This is a genomic window from Psychrobacter sp. TWR1-1-1 (assembly GCF_049895865.1).
In the GTDB taxonomy this organism is placed as follows: domain Bacteria; phylum Pseudomonadota; class Gammaproteobacteria; order Pseudomonadales; family Moraxellaceae; genus Psychrobacter; species Psychrobacter immobilis_A.
Window position 1 is genome coordinate 266602 of the sequence record NZ_JAFCTE010000001.1, and the last position, 15761, is coordinate 282362.

12 protein-coding genes are annotated in these 15761 nt (G+C 43.4%); 10 read left to right on the forward strand and 2 right to left on the reverse strand.

Features of this window, described 5'->3' with window-relative positions; all coding sequences use genetic code 11:
* Nucleotide 1: 1 nt before the first annotated feature.
* Nucleotides 2–331, reverse strand: a complete 330-nt coding sequence (locus ACP69U_RS01090) for an ArsR/SmtB family transcription factor (protein WP_045456178.1) — start codon at nucleotides 329–331, stop codon at nucleotides 2–4.
* A gap of 378 nt (nucleotides 332–709) precedes the next feature.
* Here ACP69U_RS01090 and ACP69U_RS01095 point away from each other — a divergent pair, with 378 nt between their 5' ends.
* The 3 genes from ACP69U_RS01095 (at nucleotide 710) to bfr (ACP69U_RS01105) (ending at nucleotide 2373) form a co-directional block, all read left to right on the forward strand.
* Nucleotides 710–901, forward strand: coding sequence for a (2Fe-2S)-binding protein (locus ACP69U_RS01095; RefSeq protein WP_198329921.1), 192 nt, complete (start codon nucleotides 710–712; stop codon nucleotides 899–901).
* Nucleotides 902–1337: 436 nt separating this feature from the next.
* Complete coding sequence (bfr, locus tag ACP69U_RS01100) at nucleotides 1338–1826, forward strand: bacterioferritin (RefSeq protein WP_426137541.1); 489 nt, start codon at nucleotides 1338–1340, stop codon at nucleotides 1824–1826.
* A 67-nt stretch (nucleotides 1827–1893) separates the two neighbouring features.
* Nucleotides 1894–2373, forward strand: coding sequence for a bacterioferritin (bfr, locus tag ACP69U_RS01105; RefSeq protein ID WP_296239912.1), 480 nt, complete (start codon nucleotides 1894–1896; stop codon nucleotides 2371–2373).
* A gap of 191 nt (nucleotides 2374–2564) precedes the next feature.
* Here the strand turns inward: bfr (ACP69U_RS01105) and ACP69U_RS01110 are convergent, their stop codons facing one another.
* Nucleotides 2565–3941, reverse strand: a complete 1377-nt coding sequence (locus ACP69U_RS01110; protein WP_426137542.1) for a DHA2 family efflux MFS transporter permease subunit — start codon at nucleotides 3939–3941, stop codon at nucleotides 2565–2567.
* Nucleotides 3942–4299: 358 nt separating this feature from the next.
* Between ACP69U_RS01110 and yghU the strand changes: the two genes are divergently transcribed.
* From yghU to ACP69U_RS01145, 7 genes are all read left to right on the forward strand, one after another.
* Entirely contained in the window at nucleotides 4300–5154 is an 855-nt protein-coding gene (gene yghU / locus ACP69U_RS01115; protein WP_426137543.1) for a glutathione-dependent disulfide-bond oxidoreductase, read from the forward strand.
* 359 nt (nucleotides 5155–5513) lie between these two features.
* Nucleotides 5514–6800 (forward strand): DUF1176 domain-containing protein, encoded by a 1287-nt coding sequence (locus ACP69U_RS01120; RefSeq protein WP_426137544.1) that lies wholly within the window; start codon nucleotides 5514–5516, stop codon nucleotides 6798–6800.
* A 583-nt stretch (nucleotides 6801–7383) separates the two neighbouring features.
* Complete coding sequence (locus ACP69U_RS01125) at nucleotides 7384–9051, forward strand: DEAD/DEAH box helicase (RefSeq protein ID WP_426137545.1); 1668 nt, start codon at nucleotides 7384–7386, stop codon at nucleotides 9049–9051.
* Nucleotides 9052–9227: 176 nt separating this feature from the next.
* Nucleotides 9228–10472 (forward strand): DUF819 domain-containing protein, encoded by a 1245-nt coding sequence (locus ACP69U_RS01130; protein WP_426137546.1) that lies wholly within the window; start codon nucleotides 9228–9230, stop codon nucleotides 10470–10472.
* Nucleotides 10473–10772: 300 nt separating this feature from the next.
* Nucleotides 10773–11321 carry a peroxiredoxin-like family protein gene (locus ACP69U_RS01135; RefSeq protein ID WP_426137547.1) on the forward strand — a complete coding sequence of 183 codons (549 nt, stop codon included), beginning with the start codon at nucleotides 10773–10775 and terminating at the stop codon, nucleotides 11319–11321.
* 417 nt (nucleotides 11322–11738) lie between these two features.
* A complete protein-coding gene (locus ACP69U_RS01140) occupies nucleotides 11739–13502 on the forward strand; it encodes a hydantoinase B/oxoprolinase family protein (protein ID WP_426137548.1) in 1764 nt (587 codons plus the stop codon).
* Between the two features lie 49 nt (nucleotides 13503–13551).
* Nucleotides 13552–15639 carry a hydantoinase/oxoprolinase family protein gene (locus tag ACP69U_RS01145; protein WP_426137549.1) on the forward strand — a complete coding sequence of 696 codons (2088 nt, stop codon included), beginning with the start codon at nucleotides 13552–13554 and terminating at the stop codon, nucleotides 15637–15639.
* Nucleotides 15640–15761 lie beyond the last annotated feature (122 nt).

Below are 15761 nucleotides of genomic sequence, written 5' to 3' on the forward strand. Positions count from 1 at the left end.
ATCATATCTCAGCAGGCTTGGACATGTCGATGTCTTTGCTAGATATTTGCTTATAAGTAATATCCAAAATCTCTTGGCACCATTCTGGCAAGTCGTCAGCGACTTCATACCACATCCACGTGCCATCGCGAACACAGCTTAAAATACCGAGTTTCTTTAAATGGTTCAAATGACGCGATATCGTTGGCTGTGGTTGATCTAGTATTTCTACCAACTCACCAACACAGCGCGATTCTTTGTTAAATAGAATTTGAAATATTTTTAAGCGCGTCGGGTCAGATAAGACTTTAAATAACTCGATAGGTCGTATCGTAAAATTATTATCAGACATAGAACAATTCCAATTGGGCTTTGTTAATAGGGGTTCAATATAACAGCAGTTATCTACAAAATCGATTAAAAAATGGGCTAAATTACAGTTCGTCGTTAATTTACTACCTTTCATCATATTCGGTTACACGCACGCTTATATTCACTTACATCAATTAACTGTGTGCAATATAACTCTACTTTGATGACTGTACTTTTATACCAATAATATATCAAATGCTATTGCAAATGATAATAGTTATCGTTATTATACATCAAGCCATAAAAATGACCGTGAATATCAAGACAAACACTCTACTCACCATTTTTATCATCAATGCACTAAATTTATGAGCAATAAAAGCAGTTACCGAATAGCGGTATTCAGAGGAGCCAGACCATGTACGTATGCATCTGTAATGACGTAAAAGAAAAGCAAATCAAAGCAGCCATTGCTTCAGGTATCGATACCCTTGACGGTCTAAAAGATACCCTCGATGTTGCGACTTGCTGTGGCTGCTGCGAACCGATGGTTAACGATTACCTAGATGAGTATCATGCAAGACTCGATGTCTTGGCTTACGCTGTTTAAGCGTTATCAAACCAGAGATTTACTACCCAGCTGTTCATCACCTCATTACACCAATATCACTAGTACGCCTCGATATCACATACATTCAATATTCCGCACTTATCCTTTGGTCATTATACATAAAGGGTAAGTTGCGAGCGTCCATATAACTTTACCTATACACCTACTACAATGATATTGAGCATCATTAGCAGCCATTATTGTGATAAACCAGTGACTACTAAAGCTAGTTAATTATGATTCTCAATTAGCATCTTATTCTTAGTTCATAACATTACAAGCTGTATAGCGCCTATATGCTACTATATCTGTCTCACGTTGTAAGACGTTTTGTTGATTTTGATCTTTACTGATCAGTTTACCAATAGTACTATCCTTATATGGGTAATTATGAATGTACGGTGATCTGTAAAATATAAATAGGGGAGTATAGGTTATGATAGGTAGCCCAAAAGTCATTGATTATTTGAATTTTTTGTTAGGCGGTGAGCTTGCTGCCCGTGACCAGTATTTTATTCACTCAGAAATGTATGCTGAGTGGCATTATAGCAAATTGTACGACCGTATCCATCATGAGATGGCAGATGAGACGCTACATGCCCAATCTATTATTCGCCGTATCCTAATGCTGAGCGGCACGCCAAAAATGACGGTCAATGCCATCAATATCGGCGCAACAGTTCCTGAAATGCTTCAACTTGACCTTGAGCTAGAGTATCAAGTGCAGCAGCACTTAAAAGACGGTATTGCTCTCTGTGAAGCAGAGCGCGATTATGTCACGCGTGAGATGTTGGTAGAACAACTAAAAGACACTGAAGAAGATCATGCGCATTGGCTTGAGCAACAGTTGCGCTTAATTGAGATGATCAGTCTGCCCAATTATCTACAAAGCCAAATGGCTGAAGTCACTCCCAATCTTGTTTAATGTCACGAAGATATGAACAATAACCATAGTATTTAGCATAAATAACGACATGAAAGGGAGAGAGATAATGAAAGGGGATAAAGAGGTTATTCGCGCTTTAAATAAAGTGCTCGGACAGTCATTGATTGCCATCAACCAGTATTTTTTACATGCGCGCATTGCGCGCCATTGGGGATTAGAAGCCCTCAATGAAAGTTTCTATAAACAATCCATCGCTGAGATGAAATGGTCTGATGAGCTGATTGCCCGGATTTTATTGCTAGGCGGTTTACCAAACTTGCAAGATTACGGCAAGATGTTCATCGGTGAAGATGTGCCAGAGATTATCGAATGCAATTTGCGCCTAGAAAAACAAAAATTCGATATCATTACCGATGCTATTACTCTATGTGAAACAAAGTCTGACTATGTGTCGCGCCAGCTATTGGTGACGCTAAAAGATGGTAATGAAGAGTATCAAGACTGGTTAGAGACTCAAGAAGACTTGATCGAAAGCATTGGGGTTGAGCGCTATATCCAATCACAAATGGATGATGACGCGCCTTAATGGTTCATTGTTGATACAATGAATCGTACTATGCTCTAAAAATGCCAGCGTGTCGTGTGGTTTATAATCACTCATATGCTGGCATTTTTGTGTCTCATATTTGACAATACGTACTATCTGCACTGCTGACAAAACCAACGCTTAATCAATATTTTTTCAAACTCTTTATCCAAAATCCAAATATCAGCGGCTCAGTATAAGCCGCGCCCATCTTCGGGCTTAAGTCGTAAGAAGTACAGCCCCGAGAGAATGGTTAAGACCCCAAGTATCCAATAGGTGGTTTGAAACGCTGTCAGCGTATCCATTTGTAGGCGTTCACGTAACAGCGTCAGTACCGCTGCCCCAAAAGCAATACCGAAACTAATCGCTAACTGCTGATTGACCGCCATCAAGCTATTGCCGCTACTGGTTTGAGCGCCTTCTAAATCACCGATAGTAATCGTATTCATCGCGCTGAATTGCATAGAATTACAAGCGCCCATTATGGTCAAAATAGGGATAAACCACAGCCACTGTGAGGCATCGGTAAACTGTGCCAACACAATGATGAGCGTGCCCATCAAAAACGTGTTGAAGACCAGCACTTTGCGATAAGTATGACGCTGAATAATTTTACTGACCCAGGGTTTAATCCCGATAGCACCGACCGCGATGGGCGCGAGTAGCCAACCTGCCTGCGACGGTGAGTATTCAAACACCACTTGCAGCAACAGCGGCAGCAAAAATGGTACGGCGCTAATACCTAAGCGCGTGAATAGGTTACCAGTGATGCCAATACGAAAGGTTCGAATGTCAAACAAACTCAAGGGGAACAACGGTGCTTGACAACGCTTGGCGTGCCAAATATAAGCGCCTATCAATAAACTGGCCACCAAACTAAGCAACAACCCATAAAACCCTCGACCAGTCTGTGAGCCGAACTCTACAGCAAGCGTAAACCCACAAGCAGCGGCAGCAAACAATAAAAATCCTGTCCAATCAAGCCGCTTGGTATCCTCAAATAGTGCCGGAACCAGTTTTTTGCCCATGATAAAGCCAAAAATACCCATCGGTATATTGATCAAAAATATCCAATGCCAACTGGTATATTGTACGATATAGCCACCTAAGACCGGTCCTACTAGCGGTGCTACCAAAGCAGGAATTACCGCAAAGTTCATGACAGTCAGCAGCTTATTGCGTGGGTAGGATTTGACCAATATTAAGCGAGCCACAGGCGTCATCATCGCCCCGCCAATACCTTGTATAACCCGTGAACCAATCAAAAAATCCAACGTTGGTGACGCAGCACATAGCAGTGAGCCAATACAAAAGATAATAATCGCTGCCAAAAATACTCGGCGCGTGCCGTATTTATCCGCCAAAAAACCACTGATGGGAATAAATATGGCCAAAGTTAGCGCATAACTGATCACCGCCCACTGCATTTTTAATGGAGACTCACCCAGTGCTTGCGCCATTTGTGGCAATGAGGTGTTCAAAATAGTGGCATCCAAAATTTGCATGAATAGCGCCACCGCTAGCACATAGGGCAAGTATTTATCTTGTGTCGGGGTTAGCGTTACCATGTAAATCTCATTAGATATCCCATCATAAAATGAACAAAATAGTCTATTGATGACTAATTCGCTATACCAACCGAGTAGTATAAGAAAGACTCAATCATAATAAAAGGGAATCAAAGTAACGGCTGGCGGTTGAGGTTATAGAATTCTGTGTTTAGAGATAATAATATTAACACTGCTTACAAGAGAGGACTTTAATATCAGGGTTGGTTATCGTTATAGTAAACCCTCGCTAACGACTTAAGCCAATAGATAAGCAATACAGCCAATCTCATCTCAATCATATGAGATTGGATTGACTACCGACGATATAATAAGTAGAAGCATCAACAATACGATAAAGATAAACTGAGGATATATTATGAGTCAGGAAAATAACAAAGCTTGCAATCATACCAATGGGCAAAACGATAAATATGTACCGCCAAAGGTTTGGACGCAAGACAAAGAAAACGGTGGTAAGTTTGCCAGTATCAATCGCCCAACAGCGGGTGCGCGCTATGAGAAAGCGCTGCCAGTAGGCGATGCTCCATTACAGCTGTACTCGTTGAATACGCCAAACGGCGTCAAGGTTAACATCCTGTTAGAAGAGCTTGCTGAGATTGGTGTTAAAGGTGCTGAATATGATGCCTATAAAATTGATATCTCTCAAGGAGAGCAGTTTGGTTCTGGCTTTGTAGCCATAAACCCTAACTCAAAAATTCCAGCCTTGGTTGATCATTCTTCCGATATAGCTGGCGAGCCGATAGCGCTCTTCGAGTCTGGTGCTATCTTGATGTATCTGGCAGAAAAATTTGACCAATTTATGCCTTTATCACTTGGCAAAGCACGGGCAGAGTGTTTGTCTTGGGTCATGTGGCAGATGGGCAGTGCGCCGTTCTTAGGTGGCGGCTTCGGACATTTTTATGCTTATGCGCCTGAACCGCTAGAGTACCCGATCAACCGCTATACCATGGAAACCAAACGCCAGCTCGATGTGCTAGATACCCATCTAAAAGACAGCACATATATGTGTGGTAACAATGAAGCCGATTATAATATTGCGGATATGATTATTTGGGCATGGTATGGACAATTGGTGCTTGGAAAGCTCTATGATGCCGCCGAGTTCCTGCAAGTTAATGACTACAAGCATGTGAAGCGCTGGGCACAGGCAATTGCTGAACGTCCAGCCGTTAAGCGTGCCGTAGACTTGTCATTAAAGCCTATTGACTAAACCTATCGATAACATACGCATTAATAAAATCAAGGCTGATAAGCAAATAGCCTATCAGCCTTGATTTTATCCGACATCTTGCTATTCTATATTCATATATGGTTATATTAAAATAGAGATATACTTACCTGTTTACACAATGATACATTAGTACAACAGATAGAAACCTTAGTACGTTAAGATAGCTTGAGTGCCTCAAGCAGATAGCACCTTAATAAGCGGGTATTTGTACTGCTCATTTAATTGGCTCAATACCATTGGGATACCAGTAAGGCGAATAGAGCGACTTATAATAGACTGAGTAAGTCACACAGAATATTTGATTGAAATAAGATTGACTATATTGATGGATAATGATTATGAAGGATGATAACCGTAAACGGATCAACTTCTCACGACAGGCGATGGCTAGCGAATTAAAAGTTATTAATACTAAACTCAGCGCCATTCATAACGATCAACAGATAGATGCTAATCGATACTCAATATTGCAATACAAAGCCAACTTAACCACCCATCCTAAAAAAATAAAAAAGATACTCTTATTGATGATAAAAAATAAAATACGATTACCTATGTTTGCTGCTATCAGCGCAGCTTTATTTAGTACAGCAACATTTAGTACAGCAACGATGGCCAGCAATGGCGTTGAATTTACCAATCAAGACTGGCAGGTAGTCTGCGACAATACTCGTACATGCCGGCTGGCAGGCTATCAAGCAGAAAACAATAGCGAATTTCCTATATCGGTATTGCTCATACGCCGTGCTGGCGCAAATGCTGGTGTGGATGGCAAAGTAAAGCTGGGCGGTGCTAAAGAAAGCTCAGCTAAAGCCTTGATGCAACTTGGCAATCGTCATCGTATATCATTGTTCATCAATGGTAGAGACTATGGCGAAACCAAGCCGTTTTCAACTGCAGCAGGTAATGCTGATCTGACCCCAACACAAGTCACAGCGCTACTAGAGGCACTGACTAAGTCAAGCAAAATTGAGCTAGTGCTACGTAACTCACGCTGGCAACTGTCTGATAAAGGGGCTAGCGCCGTCATGCTCAAAGCAGATGAAGCCCAAGGTCGAGTAGGGACATCATCTGCCTTTATCAATACTGATGGTGCCGCCAAATCAAATAGCACTGTATTGCCAGCTAAACCTGCACCAAAACTGCGCTTTGTGGCGCCCAATCCGAAAGCCGTCGCTAGTGACAATAAAAAGTTTGTGATGAAATCGTCGCAGCTAGCGGCGCTGATGAAAAGTACAATGAAAGATGCAGATAGTGACTGTCCCAATCTATCAGATAAATCACCATGGCGTGTGAGCCGACTGAATGGCTCACAGCTGTTGGCACAACACGATTGCTGGACGGGCGCTTATAATACTGGTGCAGGCATCTGGGTCATCAATGACAGTAAACCTTATAAACCGACATTGGTAACTACCAACGCCACTGGCTATGATAAGGGTAAAATCACTTCCGTACAAAAAGGTCGCGGCATCGGTGATTGTTTAACGAAGACTGATTGGGTATGGACAGGTAAGGCATTTGAAAAAAGTCATGAAAGTACCACAGGGCTTTGCCGTATGATTGAAGCGGGCGGTGCGTGGCAGCTGCCGACGTATGTCACCGAAGTTAAAATGGTGCGATAGCCGCCAATAATACTGCTGATTGTCTTATTACTCAGCATATTGAACGCGTACATCTATAAGCAAATTTGCTTTATTTACCGAGAAATTTAATAAATAGCTACATATAATATTTTATTGTGCTATACTGCGTCGCCACGTTAGCTTAGGCTTTCGTGAATTATGAGATTGATAACATCGCCTGCGATTTTGGGTCTAGGATGACCATAAGTAATTGTTGCCGATGATTTTGTGTACTTGAATAACCTGTCATGAAAATAGCAGTTATTTTTGACTCATATCTTATCTACCGAACCATAAATATGGTTTAAATTGGTTGTTATTCGCGATTATTTGCTTTGGACAAAGCATTAATAATACGCTTATATCAAACAAGGATGAGACACTCGGCACTACCACCAAAATACGTCAGACAGCACGAACGCATTTATTGTAGAGGCTCTAAGCTTTATTGGCTTGGCTTCTGATTATCGACACTTACATGTGGTCCGGTAATTCTTTAATAAAGGCAGCGTGGTGAACGGTTATCAGTGGTATGCATCAAGCTTGCTGAATTTACAGCAACTTATACTTACCAAGGATTCTCATGACTGATATTTTATCTGCAATCGCCGCTGAAAACGGCATCATCGAAAACACTGACACTCCAAATACTGATACTAATAATCAAGCGGCTACTACTGACGCGACTGATGAAGATCAAATTACCTTTGCTGAACTAGACATTGCCAAGCCGATTTTGACCGCGCTTGATCGCAGTGGTTATACCAATCCAACACCTATTCAAGCACAAGCGATTCCTTTTGCTCTAGCAGGTCGCGACTTACTATTGTCTGCGCAAACTGGTAGTGGTAAAACAGCGGCATTCGTTATCCCTGTACTTGACCGTTTAAGCCGTGCCACTAGCTTTGATAAACTAACTAAAGCCCTTATCTTAACGCCAACGCGTGAACTTGCTCAGCAAGTACATGATAGCGTACGTACTTATTCTAAAGATATGCGTGGTCTATTCTGCGTACCTTTAGTTGGCGGCGCACCATACAATGGTCAGATCACTGCGTTGAAAAAAGGCGTTCAAGTTATCGTTGCGACCCCAGGTCGTCTACTTGACCATATCAATGCTGGTCGTGTTGACTTATCAAGCCTAGAAATTTTGGTACTTGATGAAGCTGACCGTATGCTAGACATGGGCTTTGCTGATGACATCAGTGATATCCTTCGTGCCGCACCAATTGATCGTCAAACGATCATGTGTTCTGCAACTTGGGATGGCCCAGTAGGTAAAATCGCTGCCAGCTTCACTAAGAACCCTGAGCGTGTATCAATCAAAGTAGAATCTGCACACATCGAAGAAAAAGTGTACTACTGTGATGATTTTGATCATAAAAACCGTTTACTTGACAAAATCGTTTGCCAGCAAGATATGGAACAGATCATTATCTTTGCTGCTACCAAACGTAGCACTGAAAAACTGGCCAAACAGCTACAAGAAGCGGGTCATAAAGCCAGCTTCCTACATGGTGATTTGCCACAAAGCAAGCGTAACCGTATCGTTCAAGACTTGCGTAATGGTAAAGTCAAAATCCTAGTAGCGACTGACGTTGCTGCTCGTGGTCTAGATATCCCAGCTATCTCGCACGTTATTAACTATGATCTTCCACGTCAGACTGAAGATTACGTCCATCGTATCGGTCGTTGTGGGCGTGCTGGTCGTACTGGTATCGCTATCAGCTTATGTAGCATGGATGATCGTCCACAGCTAAACGCTATCAATCGTTACTTAGATCGCAAAATGGAAGTATGTATCATCGAAGGCATGGAGCCTAAGAAGACTTATGTACCTAGCGAAAATAAAGGTAATGGTCGTGGTCGCGGTCGTGGTCGTTCAAACGGCGGCGGTGGTAATGGTCAAGGTCGTGGTCGCGCGGGTGGTGGTTATCAAGGTAATCCTGCTAATGCTCGTGGTCGCTCAAGCGACAGCTCATCAACTGGTCAACGCGCTAGCAATGACAGCGGTTATCAAGGTAAGCCACGTGACACGTCAGGCAAGCCAAATGAGCGTTCAGGTGGCAAGCCGTATCAAGGCAAGCGCACTGGTGCTCCTAGCCGCGGCGATAGCACTGGCGTTCCACGTGGTGAGCGTGCTGCAACAGGTCGTGGTCGTCCAAGTGGCAGCCAAGGTCGCCCAGCAGGTCGTTCTGACAGCCGTGGTCAAGGTCGTCCAAACGGCAGCAACCGTGGTAACAACTCGTAATACTGTTATATTTGGTGATTAAAGTTATTAATTACTTGATCGCTTAAAGATAGCACTAAAAAAGCCAGATACTTGTTATCTGGCTTTTTTGTGTTTATTCGATCGCTGCTTGCGCGTTTTTTTCGCCTTGTCTATACTAACAAGCTTTTATTCATCGTGTGCTGCGGAGCTATTTGATGCCCGATACTTCTCATTTAACCATTGATAGTCTGCCATTAGCCTTTGGTATTATTATGGCTATTATCGGTTTGGTTTTTTATACCCAAGGATTACCCGGTAAATTCTGGCAGCGCTTTTATGCGATATTGCCGGGTATTGTGCTGTGCTGCTTTATACCTGCAACGCTAAACAGTTTAGGCGTCTTCGCTGACGGTATCGGCTCACAGATTTATGGCTTTACCGCCACGTATCTGTTGCCAGCAAGTTTGCTGTTAATGACCTTGTCGATGGATGTACCAAAGATATTGGGGCTAGGCTGGAAAGTCATCGCCATGTTTTTCGCCGCCAGTATCGCGATTATTATTAGTGGTCCAATAAGCTTGGGTGTCGCTAAATGGATATCGCCTGAGATGTTTACCGATGACACGCTATGGCGTGGGTTTTCGGCGGTGGCGGGTAGTTGGATAGGCGGCGCGGCAAATCAAGCAGCGATGAAAGAGTTGTTTGGCGTCAGTGATGATTTATTTGGGATGATGATTTTGGTCGATACCACCAATGCTTCATTATGGTTATTGGCTATCTTGGTATTGGCGAAGCATAGCGATAAGATAGATCGGCTATTGAGGGCAGACACCAGTAGTATTGATAAAGTGATTAAGGCGGTTGAGAATTATGAGCGTGATAATGCTCGTCCAGCCACTTTAAATGACTTGATGGTGATGTTTGGCTTATGCTTTGCTATGGTGGGTGTCGCACACTTTATTGGTGGTCAGATTGCAGGGTTTTTTGCGCCCTATAGCTGGGCTGTACAATATAGCTTTGCCAGCTCATTCTTTTGGATGGTTGTGATTATAACCTTGATAGGGGTAATTTTTTCCTTTACCAAGATTCGTAGGCTCGACCATGTGGGCGCTTCCAAAATTGGTACGGTATTTATCTTTATCTTGATTGCTGCTATTGGTATGCAAATCAATCTTGCGGGTATCGTTTCGCAATGGCGATTGTTACTTATTGGTTTATTATGGATGAGCATTCACGTTGTCATTATCTTTGCTGTGGCTAGGATAATTCGTGCGCCGTTTTTCTTTTTGGCAGTCGGCTCCAATGCCAATACTGGCGGTGCCTCATCAGCACCCATTGTCGCAACGGCATTTCACCCATCACTCGCGCCAGTTGGGGTGTTTTTGGGTATTCTCGGTTATGCGGTAGGTACTTTCGGTGGCTATATTAGTACCCAATTGATGCGCTTGGTAGTAGGGTGAGCGCTAATATAATGCTCAGCATTGGTAACGCTAGACGCTTCTGTAGTAACGCTAACTAGTCTGCGCTGTTAATCGCTATCATATTCATATGAGTCGGACTGGTTAGTATTGGTTGATAAACAACTATGTTGACCCATCATATCTCTACAGAGAGAAAAAATTTTCAATTTATACCAAGTTAATAACAAAAAGTCGACTTCACTGTCGGCTTTTTACTTGTAGTATCAATACATACGAAATTGAGCGAACACTCAAATTTGATATGAAATATTTTTAACCCAAAACTATAAGGATAAAACAATGCAAGCAAACTACAACCCAAAAATAATTGCTGGTGCAACATTCCCCAATATCGAAGTACCCACTTATAATGGTGGCGTGGCGCTATTGGGCAAGCCAGAAAATGGTCACGACTGGAAAATGGTGGTTGTTTACCGAGGTCAACATTGTCCAATTTGTACCAAATACCTCAATCAGTTAGAAACATTAAAATCGGCATTTAATGAAACGGGTGTCGACGTCATCGCTGTTTCAGGTGACAGCAAAGAGCAGGTAAAAAGCCATTTGGAAAAAATAAATGTAAGTTTTCCTATTGCCTATGATCTGACCGTTGAACAAATGAAAATGCTGGGTCTTTATATCTCCAACCCACGTTCAGAGAAAGAAACCGATCATCCATTTGCAGAGCCCGGCTTGTTTGTTATCAATACAGAAGGGGATATTCAGATTGTAGATATCTCCAATGCTCCTTTTACTAGACCTGAGCTGGAAGCTTTAGCAAATGGTCTGGCCTTTATCAGAAATCCAGAAAACAACTATCCTATTCGTGGTACACACGATTATGCTTAAGACTGTATTATTGACGACGGCATTTTTCTTGATGTCAGACATTTAATACGCTTAAGTGTGGCTGTAAACTCAAAACTAAACTAATACATAGTCAAAGACGTAAATTCATAGGGCAGTGCATCATAACCGATGCATTGTCTTTTTTATTGCAAACGCTCTGTATTGTTAACATTCTCTCCAAAAGCTGAAATCACAAGACTTATTCATACAGGTGTGCACTCACAGTCAAAAACTCTGCACTGTCAGTCAATCTATTTGCTAACAACCTCGCTATAGTAAAAAAGCTTCGTCATTAGGATAGATGACGACCAGACAAAGAATGAGTGTAATTGTTAAGTATTGACGGCCACATTGGGCGCTATACTTTACAGAGCCACTCATATCTTCTGATATAAATTTATAGACAGGGAGTCTCACATGAGCAAAGCTCACACTTCAATTGATCCTATTACTTTGTCCGTCGTACGTGGTGCCTTAGAAACGGCGCAGCGCGAGATGACGACAACCTTAGAAAAAACCGCACGCTCTAGCGTCTTCAACTTAGCTCACGATTATAGCAATGCTTTGTTTGATCATTTGCCTGAGATGATTTTACAGGGGCAGGATATTCCTATTCATCTAGGCTCGCTCATGCCAGCCATGAAAGCCGTTGCCGAATATTATGGTGATGATATTCATGAGGGCGACGTTATTTATCATAACGATCCTGTGATGATGGGTAGTCATATCCTAGATTGCTGTATGTATAAGCCAGTGTTTTATAAAGGTGAGTTGGTGTTTTGGACAGTATGCAAAGGTCACGTCACTGATATCGGTGGTCCCGTGCCGGCAGGATATAATCCAGACGCTAAAGAGATATACGCCGAAGGGTTGCGCATTCCGCCTATCAAAATATGGGAAAAAGGCGTTAGACGTCGTGATGTCATTAATTTAATTCATAGTAATATGCGCTCTCGTCGTAACCAAGAAGGCGATCTTAACGCTCAATATGGGGCTTGTGCGGTTGGTGAGCGTAATATGATTGCGCTGCTAGATAAGTATGGGGTAGAGACCGTCCGTGCGGCGATCGAAGAGCTAAAGAATATGGCTGATACCCATATGCGCTCATTGATCTCATCTATCCCAGAGGGTCAGTATCATGGCGAAGCAGTATTAGAAGACTCGGGTCACGGTTTAGGTGATTTGACCATCAGCGCTGATATTAAGATTAAAGACAGCGACGTGCATATTAAGATTACCAGTCCGCCGCAAGTGCCTTACTTTATTAACTCCTATGCGGGTAACTCGATGTCTGGCGTCCTGCTTGGCTTGATGATGTTTGCGCAAGTAGACCCACCGTACAACGAAGGGCTATACCGCTGTGTCAGCGTAGACTTGGGCGAACATGGCACGCTATGTAATGCCAAAGAGCCTGCCCCTCATGTCAACTGTACCACCACGCCGATGGAAACCTTGACCGATGCCGTGCGTATGGCATTTGAAGATGCCGCGCCAGATCGTGTGATTGCTTCTTGGGGTCATGCGTCTGGTATCAACATCTCAGGTATTGACCCAAAAACAGGGGAACAATACGTCACTATGATTTTGGCTTCTATTATCTCTGGTGCTGGCGCAACTCAGCAGATGGACGGCTGGCATGCTTGTGGCCCATTATGCTGCTTCGGCGCGCTAAGCTCCGGTGATATTGAATTGTTAGAGTATCAGTATCCTATTTTGATTCATAAGTATGGCTTGGCAGAAGACAGTGGCGGTGCTGGTGAGTATCGTGGTGGTTGCGGCACCGTATGGGAAGTTGAGCCATTAGGTCATGAGATGACTGTCGTAGCATTTGGTGAAGGACGTGAGCATCCAACAATGGGGGCTGCAGGAGCAGAGCAAATATCACCTGAGCTAAAGTTAGGTCGCTTAGAGATTGTCCATAAAGACGGTGTAACTGACCTATATAAGCAAAATATAATGACTGAAATACAACCGGGTGACCGTGCGCGTAATACCAATCCTGGCGGTGGCGGCTATGGCAGCTCGTTTGCACGGTCGGTACCCGCAGTATTAAAAGATGTAGAAGAAAGAATCATATCAGTAGCAGCGGCTAAGACTGAGTACGGTGTGGTTATTGACCCACAAACGCTGGCGGTCAATGAAGCAGAGACGAATGCTTTACGTCGTAAGCTGACGGCATAGAACCCAAAACTAACTGATGATATTAAATAATTTGAGTTAAGGATGACTTATGAAAAATGATTTCCGTATTGGCGTCGATGCTGGTGGGACATTTACTGACTTTGTTTTGGCTGAAAGAAGTGGCCATGTACATCTGTTCAAAGCACCTTCTACCCCTGAGGATGGTACCTTGGCCATTGCCAACGGGTTACAGCAAATCGCTACCCAGTTTGACCGTCCTATTGAAGATATTATCCAAGCCTGCGACCTATGCATCAACGGTACGACCGTCGCGCTAAACGCCTTGATTCAGATGAAAGGGGTAAAGGTTGGTCTGTTATGCACGGCAGGCCATGAGGACAGTATCGAGATACGTTTAGGTCATAAAGAAGAAGGGCATCGCTATGATGCTAGCTATCCGCCAGCACCGCAAATCGCCACCCGTGATCGTCGCTTTCCTATCCGTGGTCGTATCTTAGCTGATGGCACTGAACACGAGCCGCTAAATGAGCAAGATATCCTCGATGCGATTAAAGTGTTAAAGCAGCAAGACGTTCAGGCTGTTGCTATCTCTTTCGTCTGGTCTATTCGTAATACTCAGCATGAGCAGCGTGCTAAAGAGCTTGTTGAGCAGCATATGCCAGGGGTATTCGTCTGCTGCGGTAGTGATGTCTATCCACAGATTAAGGAATACACCCGTACCTCAACGACCCTAGTAAATGCTTATTTAAGCCCAGTTATGGCATCTTATGTCCATAAGATTGACGACTACTTTAAGGCGCTAGGCGCTGAACAGCCTGTACGTTATTTCCAGTCTAATGGTGGGCTTGCTGTCGGTAGTATCATGCGAGAGCGTGCGGTAAATGCCATTAACTCGGGGCCAGCATCTGCACCACAAGCGGGTCTGTATATTGCTAGCCCTTTTGGGATTGATGATATTATTACGGTAGACATGGGCGGTACTTCTTTTGACATCACCATGGCGAAGGCAGGCAGAACCAGCCTCAACCGCGATATTGATTTCTTACGTAATCGTATTGGCGTGCCTATGATTCATGTAGAGACATTAGGGGCGGGCGGTGGCTCTATTGGGCATGTTAATACCTTTGGTATGCTAGAGGTTGGCCCTCAGAGTGCTGGCGCGACTCCTGGACCGGCATGTTATGGTAAAGGTGGTGACTTGCCAACCGTCACAGATGCAAACTTAGTATTGGGCTATCTACAGCCGAATGCGGTGTTAGGTGGTAGTGTGACTTTAGACAAAGACAAAGACAAAGCGGTACAAGCGGTGCAAACACACATCGCTGATCCGCTAAACATCGAGTTAGATCATGCCGCATTTGGTATCAGTGCTATCGTTAACCAAAACATGTCTAATGCCATTCGCCGTATTACTATCGAAAAAGGCTATGACCCTAGAGACTTTGCGCTAGTCTGCGCAGGCGGAGCAGCTGGCATGCATATTATTGCTCTGGCCGAGGAGATGGGCATTGGAACTATTTTAATACCAAAAATCGCATCCTGTCTCTGTGCCTTTGGTCAGATTATCTCTGATATCAAGTATAACTACTTAGCGACACAAATGATGATCCTTGCGCCAGAGGTAGAACTGCAATCACTCAATGCTAAGCTACAAGAGCTTGAAGAACAGGGTGTACAAAAACTGCTAGAAGATGGCTTTACAGATGAAGATATCACCATCGAACGTACCATGGAGATGCGCTATGTTGGTCAGGTGCATGAATGTAACGTGCTGATACCGAATGGTAAGCTCGATGCTGATAGTGTCAACACCATCTTAGAGTTGTTCCATCATCGCCATCGTGAGCTTTATACCTATGATGAGCGTGATAGTCATGTCGAGCTGGTCAACATTGAGGTATCGGTAATTGGTAAAATCAGTAAGCCAAAACTACCGAGCCTTGTGCCGCAGCAAGGGGATATTAGTAATGCTAAAACGGGTAGTCGCGAGATGCTGTTCGATCAATCCTATGACTGGATTGATACGCCTATCTATGACGGTGAGAAGTTCGGTGCTGGTGCTTTGGTCACAGGTCCTGCGCTCATTCAAGAGCCAACCACTACCGTGGTCATTAAAAATGGCTGGCAAGCAGAGCTGCATGAGACTGGCACTTATAAGCTGACTCGAGCAGCATAGAGATAAGTTGTTAAGCAAAACCTACTAGAGGTTTCACCAACTAAAGGCTTCAGGCATTAAATACTTTTTAATGCCTGAAGCCTTTTTTATTTTATGATATAAAAGAGGATTATTGATCAATA

Excerpts from the sequence above, each read along its gene's own strand:
- ACP69U_RS01090 (WP_045456178.1), bottom strand. The coding sequence starts at position 331 with ATGTCTGATAATAATTTTACGATACGACCTATCGAGTTATTTAAAGTC.
- ACP69U_RS01095 (WP_198329921.1), top strand. The coding sequence starts at position 710 with ATGTACGTATGCATCTGTAATGACGTAAAAGAAAAGCAAATCAAAGCA.
- bfr (WP_426137541.1), top strand. The coding sequence starts at position 1,338 with ATGATAGGTAGCCCAAAAGTCATTGATTATTTGAATTTTTTGTTAGGC.
- bfr (WP_296239912.1), top strand. The coding sequence starts at position 1,894 with ATGAAAGGGGATAAAGAGGTTATTCGCGCTTTAAATAAAGTGCTCGGA.
- ACP69U_RS01110 (WP_426137542.1), bottom strand. The coding sequence starts at position 3,941 with ATGGTAACGCTAACCCCGACACAAGATAAATACTTGCCCTATGTGCTA.
- yghU (WP_426137543.1), top strand. The coding sequence starts at position 4,300 with ATGAGTCAGGAAAATAACAAAGCTTGCAATCATACCAATGGGCAAAAC.
- ACP69U_RS01120 (WP_426137544.1), top strand. The coding sequence starts at position 5,514 with ATGAAGGATGATAACCGTAAACGGATCAACTTCTCACGACAGGCGATG.
- ACP69U_RS01125 (WP_426137545.1), top strand. The coding sequence starts at position 7,384 with ATGACTGATATTTTATCTGCAATCGCCGCTGAAAACGGCATCATCGAA.
- ACP69U_RS01130 (WP_426137546.1), top strand. The coding sequence starts at position 9,228 with ATGCCCGATACTTCTCATTTAACCATTGATAGTCTGCCATTAGCCTTT.
- ACP69U_RS01135 (WP_426137547.1), top strand. The coding sequence starts at position 10,773 with ATGCAAGCAAACTACAACCCAAAAATAATTGCTGGTGCAACATTCCCC.
- ACP69U_RS01140 (WP_426137548.1), top strand. The coding sequence starts at position 11,739 with ATGAGCAAAGCTCACACTTCAATTGATCCTATTACTTTGTCCGTCGTA.
- ACP69U_RS01145 (WP_426137549.1), top strand. The coding sequence starts at position 13,552 with ATGAAAAATGATTTCCGTATTGGCGTCGATGCTGGTGGGACATTTACT.